At 52.4% G+C, this 17,646-nt stretch carries 17 protein-coding genes; 11 read left to right on the top strand and 6 right to left on the bottom strand.

Annotated elements, in window-relative coordinates; all coding sequences use genetic code 11:
* Positions 1–167: 167 nt before the first annotated feature.
* From hemA to OM794_RS15065, 5 genes are read left to right on the top strand one after another with little or no spacing between them, the layout of a single operon-like run.
* Positions 168–1,481 carry a glutamyl-tRNA reductase gene (gene hemA, locus OM794_RS15085; RefSeq protein WP_226247164.1) on the top strand — a complete coding sequence of 438 codons (1,314 nt, stop codon included), beginning with the start codon at positions 168–170 and terminating at the stop codon, positions 1,479–1,481.
* Entirely contained in the window at positions 1,478–2,566 is a 1,089-nt protein-coding gene (prfA, locus tag OM794_RS15080; protein ID WP_226247162.1) for a peptide chain release factor 1, read from the top strand. The genes hemA and prfA overlap by 4 nt, the downstream gene beginning before the upstream one ends.
* Positions 2,566–3,414, top strand: a complete 849-nt coding sequence (gene prmC, locus OM794_RS15075; protein ID WP_265153867.1) for a peptide chain release factor N(5)-glutamine methyltransferase — start codon at positions 2,566–2,568, stop codon at positions 3,412–3,414. Before prfA ends, prmC begins: the two co-directional genes overlap by 1 nt.
* A 33-nt stretch (positions 3,415–3,447) precedes the next feature.
* Positions 3,448–3,948 carry an Lrp/AsnC ligand binding domain-containing protein gene (locus OM794_RS15070; protein ID WP_088698996.1) on the top strand — a complete coding sequence of 167 codons (501 nt, stop codon included), beginning with the start codon at positions 3,448–3,450 and terminating at the stop codon, positions 3,946–3,948.
* A 4-nt stretch (positions 3,949–3,952) separates the two neighbouring features.
* Positions 3,953–4,708: a HesA/MoeB/ThiF family protein gene (locus OM794_RS15065; RefSeq protein WP_226247160.1), complete on the top strand. Its 756-nt coding sequence runs from the start codon at positions 3,953–3,955 to the stop codon at positions 4,706–4,708.
* Between the two features lie 16 nt (positions 4,709–4,724).
* On the opposite strand, the gene OM794_RS15060 is transcribed toward OM794_RS15065, so the two are convergent.
* Positions 4,725–5,321 (bottom strand): bactofilin family protein, encoded by a 597-nt coding sequence (locus tag OM794_RS15060; RefSeq protein WP_226247158.1) that lies wholly within the window; start codon positions 5,319–5,321, stop codon positions 4,725–4,727.
* A 391-nt stretch (positions 5,322–5,712) separates the two neighbouring features.
* Here OM794_RS15060 and OM794_RS15055 point away from each other — a divergent pair, with 391 nt between their 5' ends.
* Positions 5,713–6,084 carry a bactofilin family protein gene (locus OM794_RS15055; RefSeq protein WP_265153864.1) on the top strand — a complete coding sequence of 124 codons (372 nt, stop codon included), beginning with the start codon at positions 5,713–5,715 and terminating at the stop codon, positions 6,082–6,084.
* A gap of 105 nt (positions 6,085–6,189) precedes the next feature.
* Positions 6,190–7,869, top strand: a complete 1,680-nt coding sequence (locus OM794_RS15050) for a methyl-accepting chemotaxis protein (RefSeq protein WP_226247154.1) — start codon at positions 6,190–6,192, stop codon at positions 7,867–7,869.
* Positions 7,870–7,949: 80 nt separating this feature from the next.
* On the opposite strand, the gene OM794_RS15045 is transcribed toward OM794_RS15050, so the two are convergent.
* On the bottom strand, positions 7,950–8,717 hold the full coding sequence (locus OM794_RS15045) for a class I SAM-dependent methyltransferase (protein ID WP_226247152.1): 768 nt from the start codon (positions 8,715–8,717) through the stop codon (positions 7,950–7,952).
* Between the two features lie 233 nt (positions 8,718–8,950).
* Here OM794_RS15045 and OM794_RS15040 point away from each other — a divergent pair, with 233 nt between their 5' ends.
* From OM794_RS15040 to OM794_RS15025, 4 genes are all read left to right on the top strand, one after another.
* Positions 8,951–9,442, top strand: a complete 492-nt coding sequence (locus OM794_RS15040; protein ID WP_226247150.1) for a metallophosphoesterase family protein — start codon at positions 8,951–8,953, stop codon at positions 9,440–9,442.
* 100 nt (positions 9,443–9,542) lie between these two features.
* On the top strand, positions 9,543–10,274 hold the full coding sequence (nfsA, locus tag OM794_RS15035; RefSeq protein WP_226247148.1) for an oxygen-insensitive NADPH nitroreductase: 732 nt from the start codon (positions 9,543–9,545) through the stop codon (positions 10,272–10,274).
* 94 nt (positions 10,275–10,368) lie between these two features.
* Positions 10,369–11,334 carry a putative zinc-binding metallopeptidase gene (locus OM794_RS15030; protein WP_226247146.1) on the top strand — a complete coding sequence of 322 codons (966 nt, stop codon included), beginning with the start codon at positions 10,369–10,371 and terminating at the stop codon, positions 11,332–11,334.
* 151 nt (positions 11,335–11,485) lie between these two features.
* Positions 11,486–12,145, top strand: a complete 660-nt coding sequence (locus tag OM794_RS15025; protein ID WP_226247144.1) for a hypothetical protein — start codon at positions 11,486–11,488, stop codon at positions 12,143–12,145.
* Between the two features lie 9 nt (positions 12,146–12,154).
* Here OM794_RS15025 and OM794_RS15020 read toward each other — a convergent pair whose 3' ends face one another.
* From OM794_RS15020 to OM794_RS15005, 4 genes are all read right to left on the bottom strand, one after another.
* Complete coding sequence (locus tag OM794_RS15020; protein ID WP_226247142.1) at positions 12,155–12,979, bottom strand: PEP-CTERM/exosortase system-associated acyltransferase; 825 nt, start codon at positions 12,977–12,979, stop codon at positions 12,155–12,157.
* Positions 12,980–13,010: 31 nt separating this feature from the next.
* Complete coding sequence (locus tag OM794_RS15015) at positions 13,011–15,554, bottom strand: EAL domain-containing protein (protein WP_413927729.1); 2,544 nt, start codon at positions 15,552–15,554, stop codon at positions 13,011–13,013.
* 333 nt (positions 15,555–15,887) lie between these two features.
* The gene (locus OM794_RS15010; RefSeq protein ID WP_226247138.1) at positions 15,888–17,108 is read right to left on the bottom strand and encodes a hypothetical protein; all 1,221 of its coding nucleotides are present in this window, start codon (positions 17,106–17,108) and stop codon (positions 15,888–15,890) included.
* Positions 17,077–17,514: a hypothetical protein gene (locus tag OM794_RS15005; protein ID WP_226247136.1), complete on the bottom strand. Its 438-nt coding sequence runs from the start codon at positions 17,512–17,514 to the stop codon at positions 17,077–17,079. The genes OM794_RS15010 and OM794_RS15005 overlap by 32 nt, the downstream gene beginning before the upstream one ends.
* Positions 17,515–17,646 lie beyond the last annotated feature (132 nt).

Here is a 17,646-nt window from a genome sequence, read left to right as displayed (position 1 = left end):
CCTTGAAAAAGTGGTCAGCAAACTTTATGCCTACTTATGACAGATTATTGTAGGCAGCGCTTGAACCACGCAAAAGACTTGTTTTAGCAAGCCGTAACCGATGGCGCAGCTGCTTATCTCAAGAGCGGCTGACAAAAGTCCGACACACTAGCGAAGACGCATAACGCATGACGCTTCTTGCCCTGGGAATAAATCATCGTACCGCCAGCGTGGCCGTGCGTGAGCAGGTGGCTTTTACGCCAACGCAGCTTGAAACGGCGTTGGCAGAGTTGCGCGACCTGCCACAAGTTAGTGAAGCGGCGGTGCTCTCTACCTGCAACCGCACGGAACTTTACTGTGTCACGGATGCGGCTGGCGAACAGGCAGTACTCAATTGGCTCGGACGCTTTCATAACTTACGCGTCGATGAGCTGACGCGCTGTGCCTACCACTATTTGGACAACGATGCAGCGCGCCATTTAATGCGCGTAGCGGTTGGCCTGGATTCTATGGTGCTGGGCGAACCGCAGATACTGGGCCAGTTGAAAGATGCCTATCAGCAGGCGCGTCAATCCAAGGGGTTGGGCGGCGAGCTTGAACGTCTGTTCCAACACACCTTTGCGGTAGCCAAGCAAGTGCGTACCGAAACAGGGATCGGTAAAAACCCTGTTTCAGTGGCCTACGCTGCGGTCAGTATGGCCAGCCGCATTTTTGATGATTTTAGCCGTTCACGGGCGTTGCTCATTGGCGCCGGTGAAACCATCGAATTGGTCGCTCGCCATTTGCACGAAGCGGGCGTTCGCCAGCTTACTGTCGCCAACCGAACTCGTGAACGGGCTGAACTGGTGGCAGGCCCCTTAGAGGGAACGGCGATTACCCTGCAAGAGATTCCTGACGCCCTTGAACACGCCGATATTGTGATCTCTTCCACCGCCTCACCTTTACCCATACTTGGCAAAGGCATGGTGGAGCGCGCACTTAAAAAACGCCGCCATCGTCCGGTATTTATGGTCGACATCGCGGTGCCTCGGGATATTGAGCCCGAAGTGGGCGAATTGGCCGATGTGTTTCTCTATACCGTGGACGATTTGGAGGAGGTAATCCAGGAAAATCGTCGCCACCGACAGGTGGCTGCTGATCAGGCCGAGTCGTTGATTGAACACGGGGTGGGGAGTTGGCAGCACGAGCGGCGTATTCGTAGTGGCGGTGATCTGATTCGCGACTACCGCCAGCATGGCGAAGCGCTGCGAGATCTTTCCCGCGACCAAGCGCTGGAACGGCTGGCGCGGGGTGAAGACCCTGCTAAGGTCATTGAACGCTTGGCCCACCAACTGACCAACCGTTTGCTCCACCAGCCTACCCAGGCGATACGGGATGCGGCGTCTGAAGAGCAGCACGACTTGCTGAATGCCGCTCCACGCCTGCTGTTGCCTATAAAACCTGCATTCGAGACCACGCCTGCGCCCACGGTTAACCGCCAGAAGGATGATACGCCCGCATGAAAGAGACGCTACGCCAACGCTTAGACAGCTTCACCGAACGCTTTGAAGAGCTGGCGATGCTGCTATCGGATCCCGAAGTGATCAATAACCAGCAGCGCTTTCGCGACTACTCTCGTGAATACGCTGAGTTAGAGGAGCTGGTGGCTGCCTGGCAGCGCTACCGTGAGATCGAAACCAATATGCACGAAGCCGAGCAGCTAAGCCGTGATAGCGACGCTGACATGCGCGAGTTGGCGGAGATGGAGTTAAGCGAAGGGCGTGAACGCTTAGCCGAGCTGGATCTCGAATTGAAGCGCTTACTGGTACCGAAAGACCCCGACGATGGCCGTGGGGTGTTTCTGGAAGTGCGTGCGGGCACGGGCGGTGACGAGGCGGCTATTTTTGCCGGTGATCTGTTTCGCATGTACTCACGCTATGCGGAAAAACGCGGTTGGCGGGTCGAGGTGGTGAGTGCAAGCCACGGGGAGCAGGGAGGCTACAAAGAGATTATTTCACGGGTGAAAGGCGAGGGTGTGTACGCCCAGCTAAAATTTGAATCCGGCGCTCATCGTGTGCAGCGGGTACCGGCGACCGAATCTCAGGGCCGCATTCATACTTCTGCCTGCACCGTTGCGGTAATGCCTGAAGTGGATGACGTGGGCGATATCGATATTAATCCTGCGGATCTGCGTGTTGATACTTACCGCTCCAGCGGCGCTGGCGGTCAGCACGTTAACACCACCGACTCTGCAATCCGCATTACCCACCTGCCCACCGGTGTAGTAGTGGAGTGTCAGGAAGAGCGCAGTCAGCATAAAAACCGTGCTAAAGCGATGTCGCTGTTGGCCGCTAAGTTAAAGCGTAACGCCGTCGATAGCCAGCGTCAGACGCAGGCGGATGCTCGCCGTTCACTAGTGGGCTCCGGGGATCGTAGTGAGCGCATTCGCACCTATAATTTCCCCCAGGGACGGATTACCGATCACCGTATAAATTTGACGCTTTATAAACTCAATGAAGTGGTTAGCGGTGAGCAGTTGGATGATGTGATTAGCCCGCTGATTCATGAGTATCAGGCAGAGCAACTCTCGGCCCTTCAGGACGTCTGATGTCCCTTGATGCGCTGCTTAAACAGGCCGCCCAGCGCTTGCAGAGAGCGGGTTCCAGCTCGCCACGTATTGATGCTGAAGTGTTGTTATGCCACGTGCTTGGGCGTGACCGCACTTGGCTCTACACCTGGGGCGATAAAACATGCTCCCTCTGGGAACAGGCCCGCTTTGATGCGCTAGTGGCTGCCCGTGCTCAAGGTACGCCGGTTGCCTACCTCACCGGCGAACGCGAATTTTGGGGGCTGCGCCTAGCGACGTCGCCTGACACTCTGATACCTCGGCCCGATACCGAAACCCTGGTAGAGCTTGCGTTAGGCTGTGTGAGCCAGCCCACAGGCCGCATGCTCGATCTTGGTACGGGCACTGGCGCCATTGCCCTGGCATTCGCCAGCGAGCAGCCCGACTGGCAAGTATTGGGTGTGGATCTGCGCTTTGAAGCGGTCGCATTGGCAACCCGTAACGCACAAGCGCTGGGGATTGCCAACGCCAAATTCTTACAGAGCGACTGGTTTGCCGCCTTGGGAAACCATGTGGAAGAGGGGGAGCGTTTCGATATTATCGTTAGTAACCCCCCCTATATCGCCGCAGATGACCCTCATTTAGGTGAAGGCGATGTGCGTTTTGAGCCTCGCTCAGCGCTTGTTGCTGGTGCCAGTGGGATGGCGGACTTGCTACATTTGGTGAGCTCGGCGCAGCGTTATTTAGCGGCTTCAGGCTGGCTACTGCTTGAACATGGTTACAGCCAGGCTGACAAGGTGCGTGGGGCGCTCAAAGACGCAGGTTACCAAAACGTTGAAAGTGTTCGTGACCTGGGGGGGCATGAACGGGTTACCCTGGGTCACCTTTAATAACTGCCTGATTCATCAGTATTGGATCCTGCCATGAAGCCAAAAAATAGAACGCTGGACCGTATCGACCTTAAAATCCTGCGCTGTTTGCAGGAGAATGCGCGTATTTCATACGTTGATTTAGCTGCTGAAGTGGGCTTATCCACAACCCCTTGCCTTGAGCGCGTTAAGCGTTTGGAGAAAGCAGGGATTATTCGTGGTTACCAAGCCATCCTTGATCCGCGGGCTCTGAAGGCCAATTTATTAGTCTTTGTCGAGATCAGCTTGGAAACGCAGTCGCCAGCGGTCTTTGATGAGTTTCGCCGTGCTGTCGAGAAGCTGCCGCAGATTCAGGAGTGCCACCTCGTCTCGGGGCAGTTCGACTACATCTTGAAGTGCCGCATTCCCGAAATGGCTGCTTACCGTCAACTATTAGGCGATGTGGTGTTAACGCTACCGGGCGTAAAAGAGTCAAAAAGCTACGTGGTGATGGAAGAGGTAAAAGAGAGCTTCAATTTACACATCCCCGCCTTCGAGGAATTTGAGGATAAGTAAGCCGATGATGGATGACCAGGCGCTGCTGCGCTATAGCCGCCAAATCATGCTGCCCGAAGTGGATATCGAGGGGCAGGAGCGCCTGCAGTCTGCTCATGCAGTGATTATTGGGGCTGGTGGCTTGGGCTCTCCGGCAGCGCTCTATTTAGCTGCCGCGGGGGTAGGGCGCATTACCATCGCTGATGCCGATCACGTCGAGCTTTCCAATCTTCAACGTCAAATTGCCCACCAGCACGCCAGTATTGGTTTGAATAAAGCGCACTCTGCCCAGGCCAGCATGCAGGCACTCAATCCTCACTGCCACGTGATTGCATTAGATCAGCATGTGGCGGGCGAGCCGCTGGAGCGCTTAGTCGCTTCGGCGGATGTGGTGCTCGACTGTACTGATCGTTTCTCAAGTCGCTATGCGGTGAATGCCGCCTCACAAAAGACCGGAGTACCGTTGGTGTCTGGGGCAGCGATTCGCTTTACAGGCCAACTGGCGGTATTTGATCCCCGCGACGTAACTTGCCCCTGCTACGCCTGCCTCTATCCACCCGATGACAGCGGAGACGAAGCGCTTAGCTGTGCAGAAAGTGGGGTAATGGCGCCACTGGTGGGCTTAATCGGCTGCTTTCAGGCGGTAGAAGCCTTCAAGCTGCTGAGTGGTGCAGGTTCTGCCCATCAGGGGCTCTCCACCTTTGATGGCTTAAGCGGGCAGTGGCGGCATTTTCAAGTACCCCGTGATCCCGCTTGTCCGGTGTGCGCTCAGCGCCATTGATGCTGCTGGCAACGCTTTAATCGTTTGCTTTTACTTCCGCTGTCTCTTGCTCCGCTGGGTCGGCACTAAGGGGTGCACGTTTATCGGCGGTTGTCTTGGGCGCGTTAGCGCCTGAGGCGCTGTTCAGTGCAGCCGTTTTGGTTGTGCTTTCAGTGGCGTCGTTAAAGGCACTTTTCAGCATTTCGTTGTCGGGATCCATATCGATGCTGCCATGGAAAACACTGCCATCTTCCAATACCAGACAAGGAGCAACAATGGTGCCTGAAACCTGGGCACCTTTGTGGATCGTCGCGCGGTGCAATACCACTAAGTTGCCAATGACTTCACCGGATACATGTAGGGTGTGGGCGAATACATCGCCATTGATATACCCATTGACACCTAGGGTAACGGTATGCTGTTTACAAGTGATAACGCCGCTGACGCGCCCCTCTACCGTCAAATCTTCATCGCTATTAATATCCCCCTCCACTTGTGTATGTCCCCCAATTACGGAGAGGCTTGGACGCGCACTGCTGGTCGCGGTGCTGGGCATTGCTGATGAGCGCGTATCAGGTGCTATTGGCGTCGCGGCCTTGTTTTCAGGCGGGGCATTCTTGGCTTTGTTAAACATAGGGTGACTCCTAGTGAACGACGCCAGAGCGCCTTTGGGGTACATGGTAATGAGCATTAAATACCTTAATCGGCTTGGAGACGTCTTAAAGCCTGGAGTTAAGCCAAGTGAATGGGCTTATTCACGCCGCCGCAATATAACAGAACGAGTATAACGTTAGCTGGGGCAACTACATCTAAAGCGGCAGGAAGGGTATGGGCATTCAAGTATGGTTTATTGTGCTGGGCGTTGGCGTAATGACGCTGATCGTATGGGATGGCAAGCGACGTAAGCTAAAGCAGCGCTCCTCAAGTGCGGCTGGTATAACGCAAAAAAACAGGCAGTGGAGGCTGCGCCCATCTCCAATCAACCCGCTGAACCGATCTCACCACCCCAAGCAAATGCCTCTACTGTGTCGACTCCCAACATAGAGGGTATAACGAGTGGCAGCCGCATTGGGTCAGCCACCCACATTCTAGGCAAAGTGATCGCTGATGAGCCGGTACTTATTAAAGGCCGCTTAGAGGGTACGCTCATAGCGCCAAATCACCCTGTCTCTGTGACCGCCTCTGGCCACGTAGCGTCTTATATTGAGGGGAGTTGTGTCGATATTGACGGGCATATGGTGGGTACGCTTAAAGCCAATACCAAGGCCACGCTGCTATCGCGGGCACGCTTACAGGGGGTGGTCGAGGCTCCTCGCTTGGAGTGTATGGCAGGGGCTTGGCTTCAGGTAGACGTGGCTCAATCTGCCAACCGCCAAAGGGTTGCCATGGTGTTGTAAAGGCCATGTTAGGACGGGATCTAAATTCACCCTATAGCATTTTAGATTATTTTATATTGGCCGATATGATGTTGAATAAACTATAAATATTAAGGAATAAACCGAATGAAGCACCTCTCTATCAAATGGAGCCTGACTGCTGCGTTAGCCCTACTGGTGCTTATGATTGGCTTGATCAGTGGCCTTGGATTTTACTCCAGTCATAGTAGCTCGCAGGCGCTTGAAGAATTGGCTGCCACCAACGTCCGGCTCGTTAACTTAGCCAACCGCACCCAGGTACACGCACTTAGAGCGCAAACATTTTTAGACCGTTCGGCAAGTTTCAGTACCCAGGGTAATCCGGAAAAAGGGCAGGAAAGCCTTGCCATGGCCACAGAAGCGGTAGCTGAGGCAGAGGAGCGTTTTGATGAGTTTCGTGCTGTGCCAATCAATCCCGACGGCGCGCTGGCATCCCACCGTGATGCGATTATCAGCGCTTATGATGCTTTTGTGACGGAGGGTATTTCGCCACTGCTCGAGGCCGCGCCTTTTCAAATTCAACGCAGGCAAGAGGAGCTGGGGGCATTAAGCGCCGAACTGGATCTGGCCATGAGTGGTTTTATCTCTTATACAGAGGAGCGCGGCGCCAGCGTCCTTCAACGGCTCAATCGCTTGGCAACGACTATTGGTGGCATTGCCATTACCCTTTTAGTGATTTCACTCGTGGCGGTGGTGGTGATTCGGTGGGCAATGATGCGTAGCGTTGTGAGACCCCTTAGACGTGCCAGTGAACACTTTGCGAGGATTGCCGACGGCGATCTAACTGACCGGATTGAGGATCGTGGGCGCAACGAAATTGGTCAGTTGTATAGTGGTCTCTCGGCTATGCAGGAGAAGTTAAAACAACTGGTGATGGCGTTGAGAGGCAGTAGCGAGCGGGTGTTCAGCGGGGCAGGTGATATCTCTGTAGGAAGCCAGGATCTCTCTTCACGAACTGAACAGCAAGCCTCGGCTCTCCAGCAAACGGCCTCAAGCATGGAAGAGATGTCGACGACAGTCAGTAAAAACGCTGAAACAGCTCAAGAGGCGGATCAGCTTTCGGTCGCGGCGTCACAATCGGCGGAGTCAGGAGGCGAAGAGGTGGAGCGCACGGTGCAACTCATGCGCGAGATTGCCGCCAGTGCCAGCCAAGTCAACAATATTATCGGCGTTATCGACTCCATTGCCTTCCAAACCAATATCTTAGCACTCAATGCATCCGTTGAAGCCGCTCGGGCCGGTGAGCAAGGCCGTGGCTTTGCCGTGGTGGCCAGTGAAGTACGTTCACTAGCGACGCGCAGCGCTGACTCTGCTAAAGAAATTCGCCACCTGATTGAGCAGACCACCACGAAAATTAACGGTGGCGCTGAACAAGCGGAGCGCAGTGGCCAGACGATTCATCAAACGGTGGATGCTATTCGCCAGGTCACTACCCTGATGGGCGAAATTTCGACCGCGACGCGGGAGCAAAATAGTGGCATTGAGCAGATTAATGCTGCCCTTACCGAAATGGACTCGGTCACCCAGCAAAACGCGGCACTCGTGCAGCAAACCAGCATGGCCGCTAGCTCGCTAGAGGGGCAGGCCCGCGAGCTGGCCGACTTGATGGCGACCTTCCGCATTGATGAGAACACTGCCAGCGCTGTTGCGATGACGCATAAGGGCGCCTCACAGCAGCAACAGGTCGGCGGTCGCAGTGATCTCGCGCCGCGCCCTCATGTGACGCAAAGCAAAAAAGAGGCCGCCGATGAATGGGATGAGTTCTAGTTCTTAATAAGCTAAAAGCCGCCGACGATAAGTACGCTTATCGTCGGCGGCTTTTTTACATCTAGATAGGGGATTAACGCTTATGCGCGGGCAGCAACGCGCAGCCGCACATAATCTGCTGTCCAGTTTCCTTGCTCATCACGAAGACTGTGGCCCAGCAGCGTTAAGGTATTTTCCAGTACGGCATCGCGCACATCCTCGTCGAGCCCATGCAAGAAAGGGCTGGCAAAGGTTTCCAGCCACCCGATCATTCCAGCAGGCAGTAGCGTAGGGCGGGGGATTAGCTCAATGCTTTCTACTTTGAAACCGACGGTTTCCAGCATATGGCCATACTCGTGCGTTGTAGGGAAGTACCAGGGGTGACGCCCACGGGCACTAATGCCCCGAAACTGCAGGGCGGCGATCAAGGCGGTACAAATAGCAGCCACATTGCCATGACCGCCGAACTCCGCGACAAATCGGCCTCCCGGCTTTAAGGCACGCTTAACGCCAGCAAGCACTGCCTGGGGGTCTAGCATCCAGTGCAGCGCCGCATTGCTAAACACCGCATCAAATTCATGATCGAAAGGCAGTTGATGCCCATCAATGACTCGGGCGGTGATGCCGCGTTGGCGGGCGGCGTCAACCATTTCTTCTGAAGCATCTACCCCGAGAACATCAGCGCCCAACTGTATAAGGCGCTCTGTCAATGAACCGTCGCCACAACCAAGATCCAAAATACGTTCGCCGGGTTGAGGCGCTAATAGCTTGACCACTTCACTGCCTAGCTTAGGTACAAAGTTAGCATTCTGGGCGTAGTTGCTGGCATTCCACTCTTGCCCGGGTGCATTTTGAGAGGTATTGGTCATATTGGCTTCCTGGCGACGTTATTATTCCGCCACATGGCAGTTATCAGCGTATAGCCTTAACAGTATAGCTTGCTGGTGTCTAACTTATTAGATAGACAATGAAAATCTAATAAATAAGTCGCCATCGGCTCTCTGGTTGATAGCTTAGATATCGGCTCCGGTGCGCAACTTTTAATAGCGTTCTAGCAAAAAAAGCTACAAATATGCGATTTGTCTGCGCAGTGAGGTTGTAAATGTGTCCATTCGTACCGTGCTACAGCATTGATACTCCTATTGGCGTAATTGCCGATACCCATGGTGTTCTGCGTGATGAGGCTCTTTATCTACTTGACGGGTGCGAGCTCATTCTGCACTTGGGGGATGTAGGCAGCAAAGAGGCGGATATAAAGATCTTGCAACGTTTGGAGGCAATGGCGCCAGTGCACTGCGTAAAGGGCAATATCGATACGCCAACGTGGGCAATGAGTTTGCCCATACACCAGGACATCATTGTGAACGAAAAACACCTGCATCTTGTCCACCGCTTAGAGGATTTTGATCCAAGGACTCCCTGTGCGGCTGTTCTGCATGGCCACTCCCACAAGCCACGCAACGAACATCAGGAAGGAAAGCTGCTCTTTAACCCTGGTGCGGCGGGAAAGCGGCGATTCAAGCTGCCTATTACGCTAGGCAAATTATGGATTGATGAAAGTGGCGTGCGCGGTGCAATTATCCATTTGCTGTAGTCAGTTTTAAAACAATCAGCCAACCCCGTCATGTTGTACGAATCTGTTACTCTATCGGCTAGTTATGTCAGATAAGCGTTATCCAGAAAAGCGAGGCTCCATGAACGACGTTATTAAGTTACTGAAATCCCACCGTTCGATCCGCAAATTTAGTGATCAGCAGATTTCAAGCGAGTTACTGCGCGAGCTAATTCAAGCCGGCCAGGGTGCAGCCACATCCAGCCATGTTCAGGCATATACCGTTATCCATGTAAAAAACCAGGCGAACCGTGAGCAGATAGCCGAGCTGGCCGGAGGACAAGGCTATATTGCCACCTGCTCAGACTTTCTGGTTTTCTGCGCCGATATGAAGCGTCCAACGGAAGCTTCAGAGCGCACGGGTGCGAACGTTGTTCGCGGCATGACGGAGCAACTGTTGGTGGCGACAGTAGATACAGCGTTGATGGCTCAAAATGTAGCGGTAGCCGCTGAGTCTGAGGGACTAGGAATCTGCTATATCGGCGGCATCCGTAATAACCCCCAACAGATTAGCGATCTGCTACGCCTACCCAAGCACGTTTACCCGGTGTTTGGTATGTGCCTTGGCTATCCTGACCAAGCGCCTGAAGTAAAGCCACGCTTACCCGTGGAGGCGGTTCTCAAAGAAGACTACTACACTGAAGACGGTGAGCAGGTAGAGGCCTTCGACACCACGATGCAGGCTTATTATCAGGCTCGCAGCAGTAGTAATAAAGATACCGACTGGTCCCACAATCTTAAGCCCCTGTTCGATAACAAGTTGCGCCCTCATATGCGCGATTTTTTGATCGAGCGCGGTTTCGAAATGAAGTAAGGGGTGCAGCACACTTTTTACAGGACTTTTGGAGAAGAGAGCTTTAGTCACGCGACAGAGGTTCTCTTCTCCTTGCTTTCAGGAGCTTTACCGTATGCGCGTCTTTTCAAATCCCGTCGGATCCGGCTCTCTATGGTTCGACAATCTCGCCACCGCAGACGGTATCCCCGTTGCCTATGACCCCCAGGCCCGTGCCTTTGTGCCCATGCCGCCTTTCTGCATCAACCGCGACATTATCGGCTGTAACTGGATCGCCCCTAAAGAAGGCGCTTTTTGTCGCGCTTGTGCTATGACAGCGCTGGCGCCCGACCCTAACCTGCCCGATGCGATGCCAAATTGGGCAAAAACAGAAGCAGCCAAACGCTGGGTTTTAGATAACCTGGGCCGTTGGCACTGGTTCCGCCCGGAAGATCCAGGCGCACCGCCGGTTTTCCATCTATTGGCGGAGGGGCGTTCGCCTGTCCCCATGGGGCACATCGAGGGGGTGGTGACCATTAGTGTGGCCGAAGTAGACCCTGTGTTAGTCACGACCCGTCGAGAAGCACTAGAAGAGCCCTACCGCACGATGATCGGACATATGCGTCACGAAATTTCGCATATGCTTTGGTGGCGGCTCAGCTTACGTGAAGATTTCCTGGATGCTTTTCGCGAGATGTTTGGCGACGAGCGTCAAGACTATCAGGCTGCGCTACAGCGCCACTACCAGGATGGCCCACCGCCCGATTGGAAAGAGCACTATTTAACTACCTACGCCTCAGCACACCCACACGAAGATTGGGCCGAAACGGCCGCGCACCTGCTGCATTTAACTGATATTGCCGATAGCTTTGCAGCATCAGATCTGGCTTCGCCGGAGCTGCCAAGCCCCCAGTGGGATCCTTATGCCGAGCCTGATGCCGAGCGTTTAATATACGTGGCAGCAGCGCTAACCGTCGGGGTTAACCATGTTAACCGCTCGATGGGATTACCGGATCTGTATCCGTTTGTGCTATCAGAGATGGCTCGTCGTAAGCTTGCCTTTGTCCACGACTGGTTACGCCGGGGCGCGCAAGGACTGTGACCCGGAACGCTGATACCCCTGCTGATTGCCACCGTAATAGTGAAGAATTGTGGTGATCATCTATACTGCAATTCAAGGCTTTATCCGCATGCCTATAACAATAAAGTCGATGGCGCCATAAGCCATCGGTTACTCTGCATGGAGACTGTATATGACCCTGGATCGTGCTTACTACCTGTTGGCTGCCTTCTACAGTTTGATGGTCATCATTGGGGTGATTGCCATATTGGCTGGAGGGGGAACGCTACTTGCTCCCATTCATTTGCTGTTGGGTGCATTAGCCGTGATTGGACTATGGGGATACATCCTCAAACGAGGGTTCATGAACCCTCGTATGTGGAGGCCCTTGGCCGGTGTGCTGGCGGTGGGTGTTGTGGTTCAACTGGTCATCATGCTGACATCATCGCTTTCGAGCGTTTTACTAACCTGGATGCTGACCAGTAGCATATTCTCCGTCATGCTGGTGATTATGCTTTACCGTTATGGCGATCGGGATCAGCCCCTCTGGGCATCCGACGAGGAGCGCACTGCCGCTCAGCAGCTAGACTTGTTACTCAGCGAGCACTCCCCAATTACGGCAATTAAGCGTGACGGCTCCCGTGAGAATAGCGTGAAAGTGTCTAAATCGAATGAAGGTTATAAAGCAAGCGTGACGCGGCGCTCGCAAGAGGGTCAAGAGAGCTTTGAAGAGCGTTTCCACTATCCCGAAACGCTAGTGTTTTTTTTGGAAAAATTTACCAGTGTAACGGTTAATGACTTTAGACGCTCATCATCATTGGATGAACGTGGAGGGGCCACCGTAGAAATATAAACGCAAGGCTCAAGTTGTGAGAGGGGTGCTAGCAAATTCATGAGGCACTTCTCTCAATTGGAGCGTTAGTGTTTCTTGTATATGTTGATAGAGTGGTAAAAGTGTTAGTTTTAATCCGTTTTCTGCTTGTTGCTTATTGATGTAGTAGGCGCTTCTGCGACCATGGAAGTCGATCGTTTCGCCTACCTTGGTGAAGTGAAACCCAGTAAGGGAGAGAAGTCTAGGTAAACTAGGTTCCATCATTGCAAAAACCTGATTTTTACCTAGTTGTCTACCTAAAACATAGCCTGTGATAAATAGGCTGGTAGCTAGTAAAGGAAAAAGTTTTCTCTCTTCAGTAGAAAAAGCAGGAGTATCATTCATGGAATTAGAAGTAGTAGACACAATCTCCTCCTTAGGCCTTGTTCTAAAAAGACGATTTACAGCCAGCCGAGAAATTTCATAAAAACTCTCTGGATCTAATTTGTCGGGATGTAGTTCAGCGTGTGTCAGGCTATCACGTCCATAAGACTGCAAAGGAAGCTGGTTAAGCGGATAGAGGTTAGAGGGAGTTGGAACAACAACTCGCACGCAGCCTGCTACTAGTCCAGTTCTGCGATGTTCAATCAAACAGTGAATAGAGTTTTGGTCATAGATATCAAATTCGAGTTTTTTAATGGGGTCGCTGGCTTTTTCATATTGAAGCTCTTCACAGTAAACGTCATGCCTTAGGCGATAAACCAGCTCTTTCTCATGTGCGGCTATGCAAAGCTTGAATTTGAATTCTTTAATGAATCTCTCAATCAATACATCTGGTGATTCCCTATTGTTAGCTTTCTGCTGTGAAGGCTTCATGCGCTATCCCTATTTAAACCCAGAATGAAATTTACGGTAGATTTTTGGTTATACCAAACGCTGTGTTAAGTTTTATTGGTCTGCCAAGGTGGTATCCTTGCCCATAAGTTATGCCGTAAGTCTTTAAGATTGGTAATATTGTTTCCTGGTCAACAAATTCCGCAATCGTTTGTTTACCAAACCCTTTAGCAATGTCTGCAATAGCACGTACGATAACGCGGCTGTCAGGGCTGATTAATAAGCTGCGAATAAAGGAGCCATCAATTTTTATATAATCGACGGGCAACTGTCCTAGATAGTGGAAACTGCTAAAGCCAACCCCAAAATCATCCAGCGCGGTGCGGCACCCCAGGTCGCGTACTGTCTGTAGTACGCCGCGTGCGGTAGAGAAATCAGTCACCGCCGCTGTTTCTGTGACTTCCAGTATTAGGTGATGAGGGTCAGCTCCACTGGCAGTCAGCTCGTCAGCCAAATACTGTTTTAAGCCTCCATCGTGAAGGGATTGCCCGGAAAGATTCACTGCTAGAGTAATACCTCGATCCTGCAATTGGCTAAGTGCTTTTAAACTGTGTCGCAATACCCAGCGGTCTATTAAGATAATTTGTCCGCTCTGTTCAGCAATAGGAATAAAATGGGCGGGAGAAATAAGGCCGCCATCTGTATCGCGCATTCGCAGCAGTACTTCGTAGTGTTTTACGTCATTGTCTTCCAAGCGCATGATGGGCTGCACCATTAGCTCGAAGCTATCCTCTTCAAGTGCATTGCGTATGCGATCAACCCAGTAAACTCGTTCTTGTAGTTCGTCCTTTGCATTCTCTGATTTGGAAAGAAGATGCCAGTGATGAAGACCACTTTCCTTGGCTTTGTACATAGCCACATCAGCACTGGCCATAAGGTCGGCAGGTGTGTTGCCATGGGTGGGAAATAGAGCAATGCCAATACTGGCAGTTACGCGGTGCCGTCGCTCGCCGACAACGAAGCCAATACTATCCATCAGTTGGACTATATATTGCGCCACACTGACTGCTTGATCTGCATTGGTGTCTTCTAACAGGAGTGCGAACTCGTCGCCACCAAGGCGGGCAATAACACCACGGCGGCCAAGGTTATGAAGGAGGGTGTCGGCCACTTCGCTTAATAATTTGTCGCCCACATGGTGACCACTCAGCTCGTTTACCTCTTTGAATTGGTCTAAATCCAGCAGCAGTACCGCCCCATTTTTTTTCGAGGGACGATCAAGAGCTATTTGCAGCGCATGTTGGAAATAGCGACGGTTGTATAGCTCTGTCAACGGGTCGCGTTCTGCCAGCCAGGTTAGACGTGCTTCGGCAGCCTTACGATCGGTAATATCGAGCCCGATAGATAGGCGAGATACTTTCCCCTCACTACCTGTTTGTAACGGTGCATGGTACCAAGCAATAGTATGAAGCCGGTGATCGGGCGTGCGTAGCGTTTTCTCTTCTTGCTGGGGATGGGAAAACGTATGCACAGCGGTAGGGGCACCTGCCCCGAAAACATCAACAAAATGTCTTCCAAGCAGCGAAGCCTCATTTAGTCCCAACATCAACTGCGCATACTCATTGGCTAGGCTGATCCGACCAGTGCCGTCTTGGGCAATAATAAATACCTGCGCTGTGTCTAGCAGGCCACTAATGAAATCACGCTCTTCAGCTAACTCTTCAATGCGCTCGGCTAGTTGATGACCGCGCTCCTGCACTTCGCCTTCTAACAATTCAAGTTGCTTCGAGAGCTCGAGCGTGCTGCTCTCAAGCACATCTATCTCATCGGGGATCCGTCGCCGGTGGCTGGGAATGGCGGAGTGTATGTCGCTGAACTTGCCGTCGGCTAGGGCAGGGAGCAGCCCGGCGATTCTTCGTAACCTAGCCATTGGGCCTAGCAATATGACTAATAACAGTAGTTCAGCGGCAATCCAGCCGAGCACACCTACGAACAGCAGCATGCGGGTATCCTGATTAATCGCCTTAATTTGCTCAGTAATGTCTGATATCAGCAGGAAGTACCCGGTATTGCTACGTTCATTATCCTCTTCCATACGTACTGCGCTGAGTTCTAAATGTCTGCCGCCATACTCAAGGCTGAGGGGGGCTTCCATCAAACGGCGAACAGAGGTCGTATCGGCGGCTTGCTGTAGAGGTATTAAGCTATGTTCTTCGCTGGTGAGTGCCAGCAACTGACCATTCCACGCTTGTAACTGCCGTGTCGCGGTTACCTGGCTGTCTTCAACGGGCCCTGTTACGAGTAGCGCGACTTCGCTGCCAGAAACTTCTTTGGCTTGCCGAGTGACATCGGCTAGCGAGCGGGACAACACGACCATACCGACACTTTCGCCCTCTTCTAGCACCGGCACGGCAGCGAACTGCTGGCAGCTAGTTGAGCAGCGAAGCGCTGAGAGAGGTAGTTCGGAATTGATGACACGCCTTACCCAGCTCAGTAGGGGGAGCTGTCCTTGCGAATTCCCGGTGCCCCAACTGCCCAAGACTTCTCCGTTAGTATTAATGATTAGAATCTCATCAATCCCTGCCTCCAGCTGTAGAGCGGGCCACTGGGCGTCCAGAGCTTGCCCGACCTCGGCTGAACTGCCTGTTTTAAGGGCACTCCAAGGCTCGCAGAGGCGGCCGTTAAGCCGGCTAGCTGCCGTAAATTTTCCGATGAGCGGAGTATCGCTAAGCGGATTTCTCGCTGCTGGCGTTCATGGTGCTGAGTTCGACTTTCCTGAAACTGACGAGTTAAGTTGTCGTGACCTAGCCAAGTGAAAAGTGATACCAGCGCTAAAAGCAGCAGGCTACTTAACGCGATAACCCTCCAGGTCAGGCTAAGGCGCTGAGGCGCTCGCAAAAGGGTAGGTGTTTTCATTGCGGTAACGTCCTAGCCAGGAGTGAGGGGAGCCTTAAAAGCGCAACGATAGCTGGAATAACCACATGTTCCATCTGCGGCTTGTTGCTGATGAATCTGGGTTGTCCTGGATGGGCAGCCAGCCAGTGCCGTCCACATGGTGATATTCCCCTGCCAACATAACTTGAGGATGCGGTGTCCACTGCAGGCCAAAAGTTAGATCATCTGCAAATTGGGTATGTGCAGGCCCCTGGCCATTAGCCTCATACGCTTTCCCCGAGGCGTCATTACGATTACTGATTAAACTGTCATATCGTATTAGCCACTGCCAATCGTCATAAAAGCGTCTTGTATATTGTAAATACCAACTCTCACCTGTGGTATCAAAATTCAAAGAGGACTGATCGAAGTTTTTTAAACCTGAGCGGCGCAGCGCGTATTCAGCCGTTAAACTCCAAAGCTCTTGATTGTACTGGAGGGAAAATACCCAAGGTGTAAAGTAGAAATCTCCGTCGCTTACTCCCGGTTGGTGTGACTTTATTCGGGATTTCACTTCGGCCTTGCTCACCGCTGCAACAACGCGCCCCCCGTCATGCTCATAGCGAACCTGTGCAATGGCGGATTGCTGCGGATCGAAGGTACCCGCAATACGATTCAACTGAAGAGTTTGGTTTAAGTCATCTCCAGCCTGGGGTTCACCTAATCCAACCTGCCCCCGTAGAACTCCATTGTTCAATCGCTCTTCCAAATAAAACGTCACTCCGTCGCCTGTAAGAGCCATTGAGCGTGTTCGATCAAAGTAGATAGACTGAGGTAGCAAGATACTTGGTCGTGTAAAGGCTACATCGCGTGTTTGGTTATAAAAACCAAAAGGATTTTTAATTCGGCCTAGTTGTACGCCAAAGTTACGCTGTTGATTAGAGATCATTTGATAATCGATCAGACCGTAATCCAGTTTTGGTTCTGCATCGCTGATATCGCCACCGGCTCGACGACTCAGCACCTGAGCAGCAACAAGCACATCCTGATGAGGACGTAAGGAGACATTAAGGCCGACCTCGGTGAATTCTAAGCTGCCTTCATCTCGACTACTGTGGCCAAAAAAATTGTTATCGTCAGTAATAACCAGCGCCTGACTAAGAAAACCGTGCACCTGCAGAGTATCCAGCACCTGTTCATCGCTTTGGGCGTCAGCAGATAACCCCATCACAACGGTGCCTAGCACAGCGGCAACGGCTCGGCATTCATTCCATCGAAATGACTTGGACGCTATCATCCAGATACTCCCTTTCAAGATACCCAATAGCACCCGGTGTCGAGGCGACGCGCTCGCGCATCTCTTCCTGGTCATTTACTCGGTTGGGGGCTTGCCCGGTACCTGAAAAAACCATGCGATCCCAGGCTAATTGAAGTTGGTGCGGGTAAACCGCCAACTGCTCTTTGGTAAAACGAGCATGCAATGGGTTGTTGTTACTAAAAACGAAAACCCTAACCGCTTGGCCATCCGGCCAGGTGCGTTGGCGCATGGCGAAAATCGCGCGGGTAGTATCACGGTTCAGCCAGTGGGTAGTGACGTCAGGGTGAGCCACTAAAAAAAGCGGTGCTTCTCGAGCGATGGCATTCGTTGTTGCGAAAGTGAACCCCACCAAGACAATAAAGGTGGTCACTGTCAGTAAGGCCAATCGTATTAGAGAGCCGCTTATAACGGGTAATGGCATTGGTGATGGCTTACTGGTTGATTGATGAACGCCAGGTTCATGCACGGTGCAGCTCTACTCTGCACTGAAAATGTGTATGAATTGATGACGTGTTCT

It is taken from the genome of Halomonas sp. BDJS001 (assembly GCF_026104355.1).
Lineage (GTDB): Bacteria > Pseudomonadota > Gammaproteobacteria > Pseudomonadales > Halomonadaceae > Vreelandella.
The sequence above is the reverse complement of the archived record's forward strand: the minus strand, read 5'-3'. Positions and strand labels throughout refer to the sequence as shown.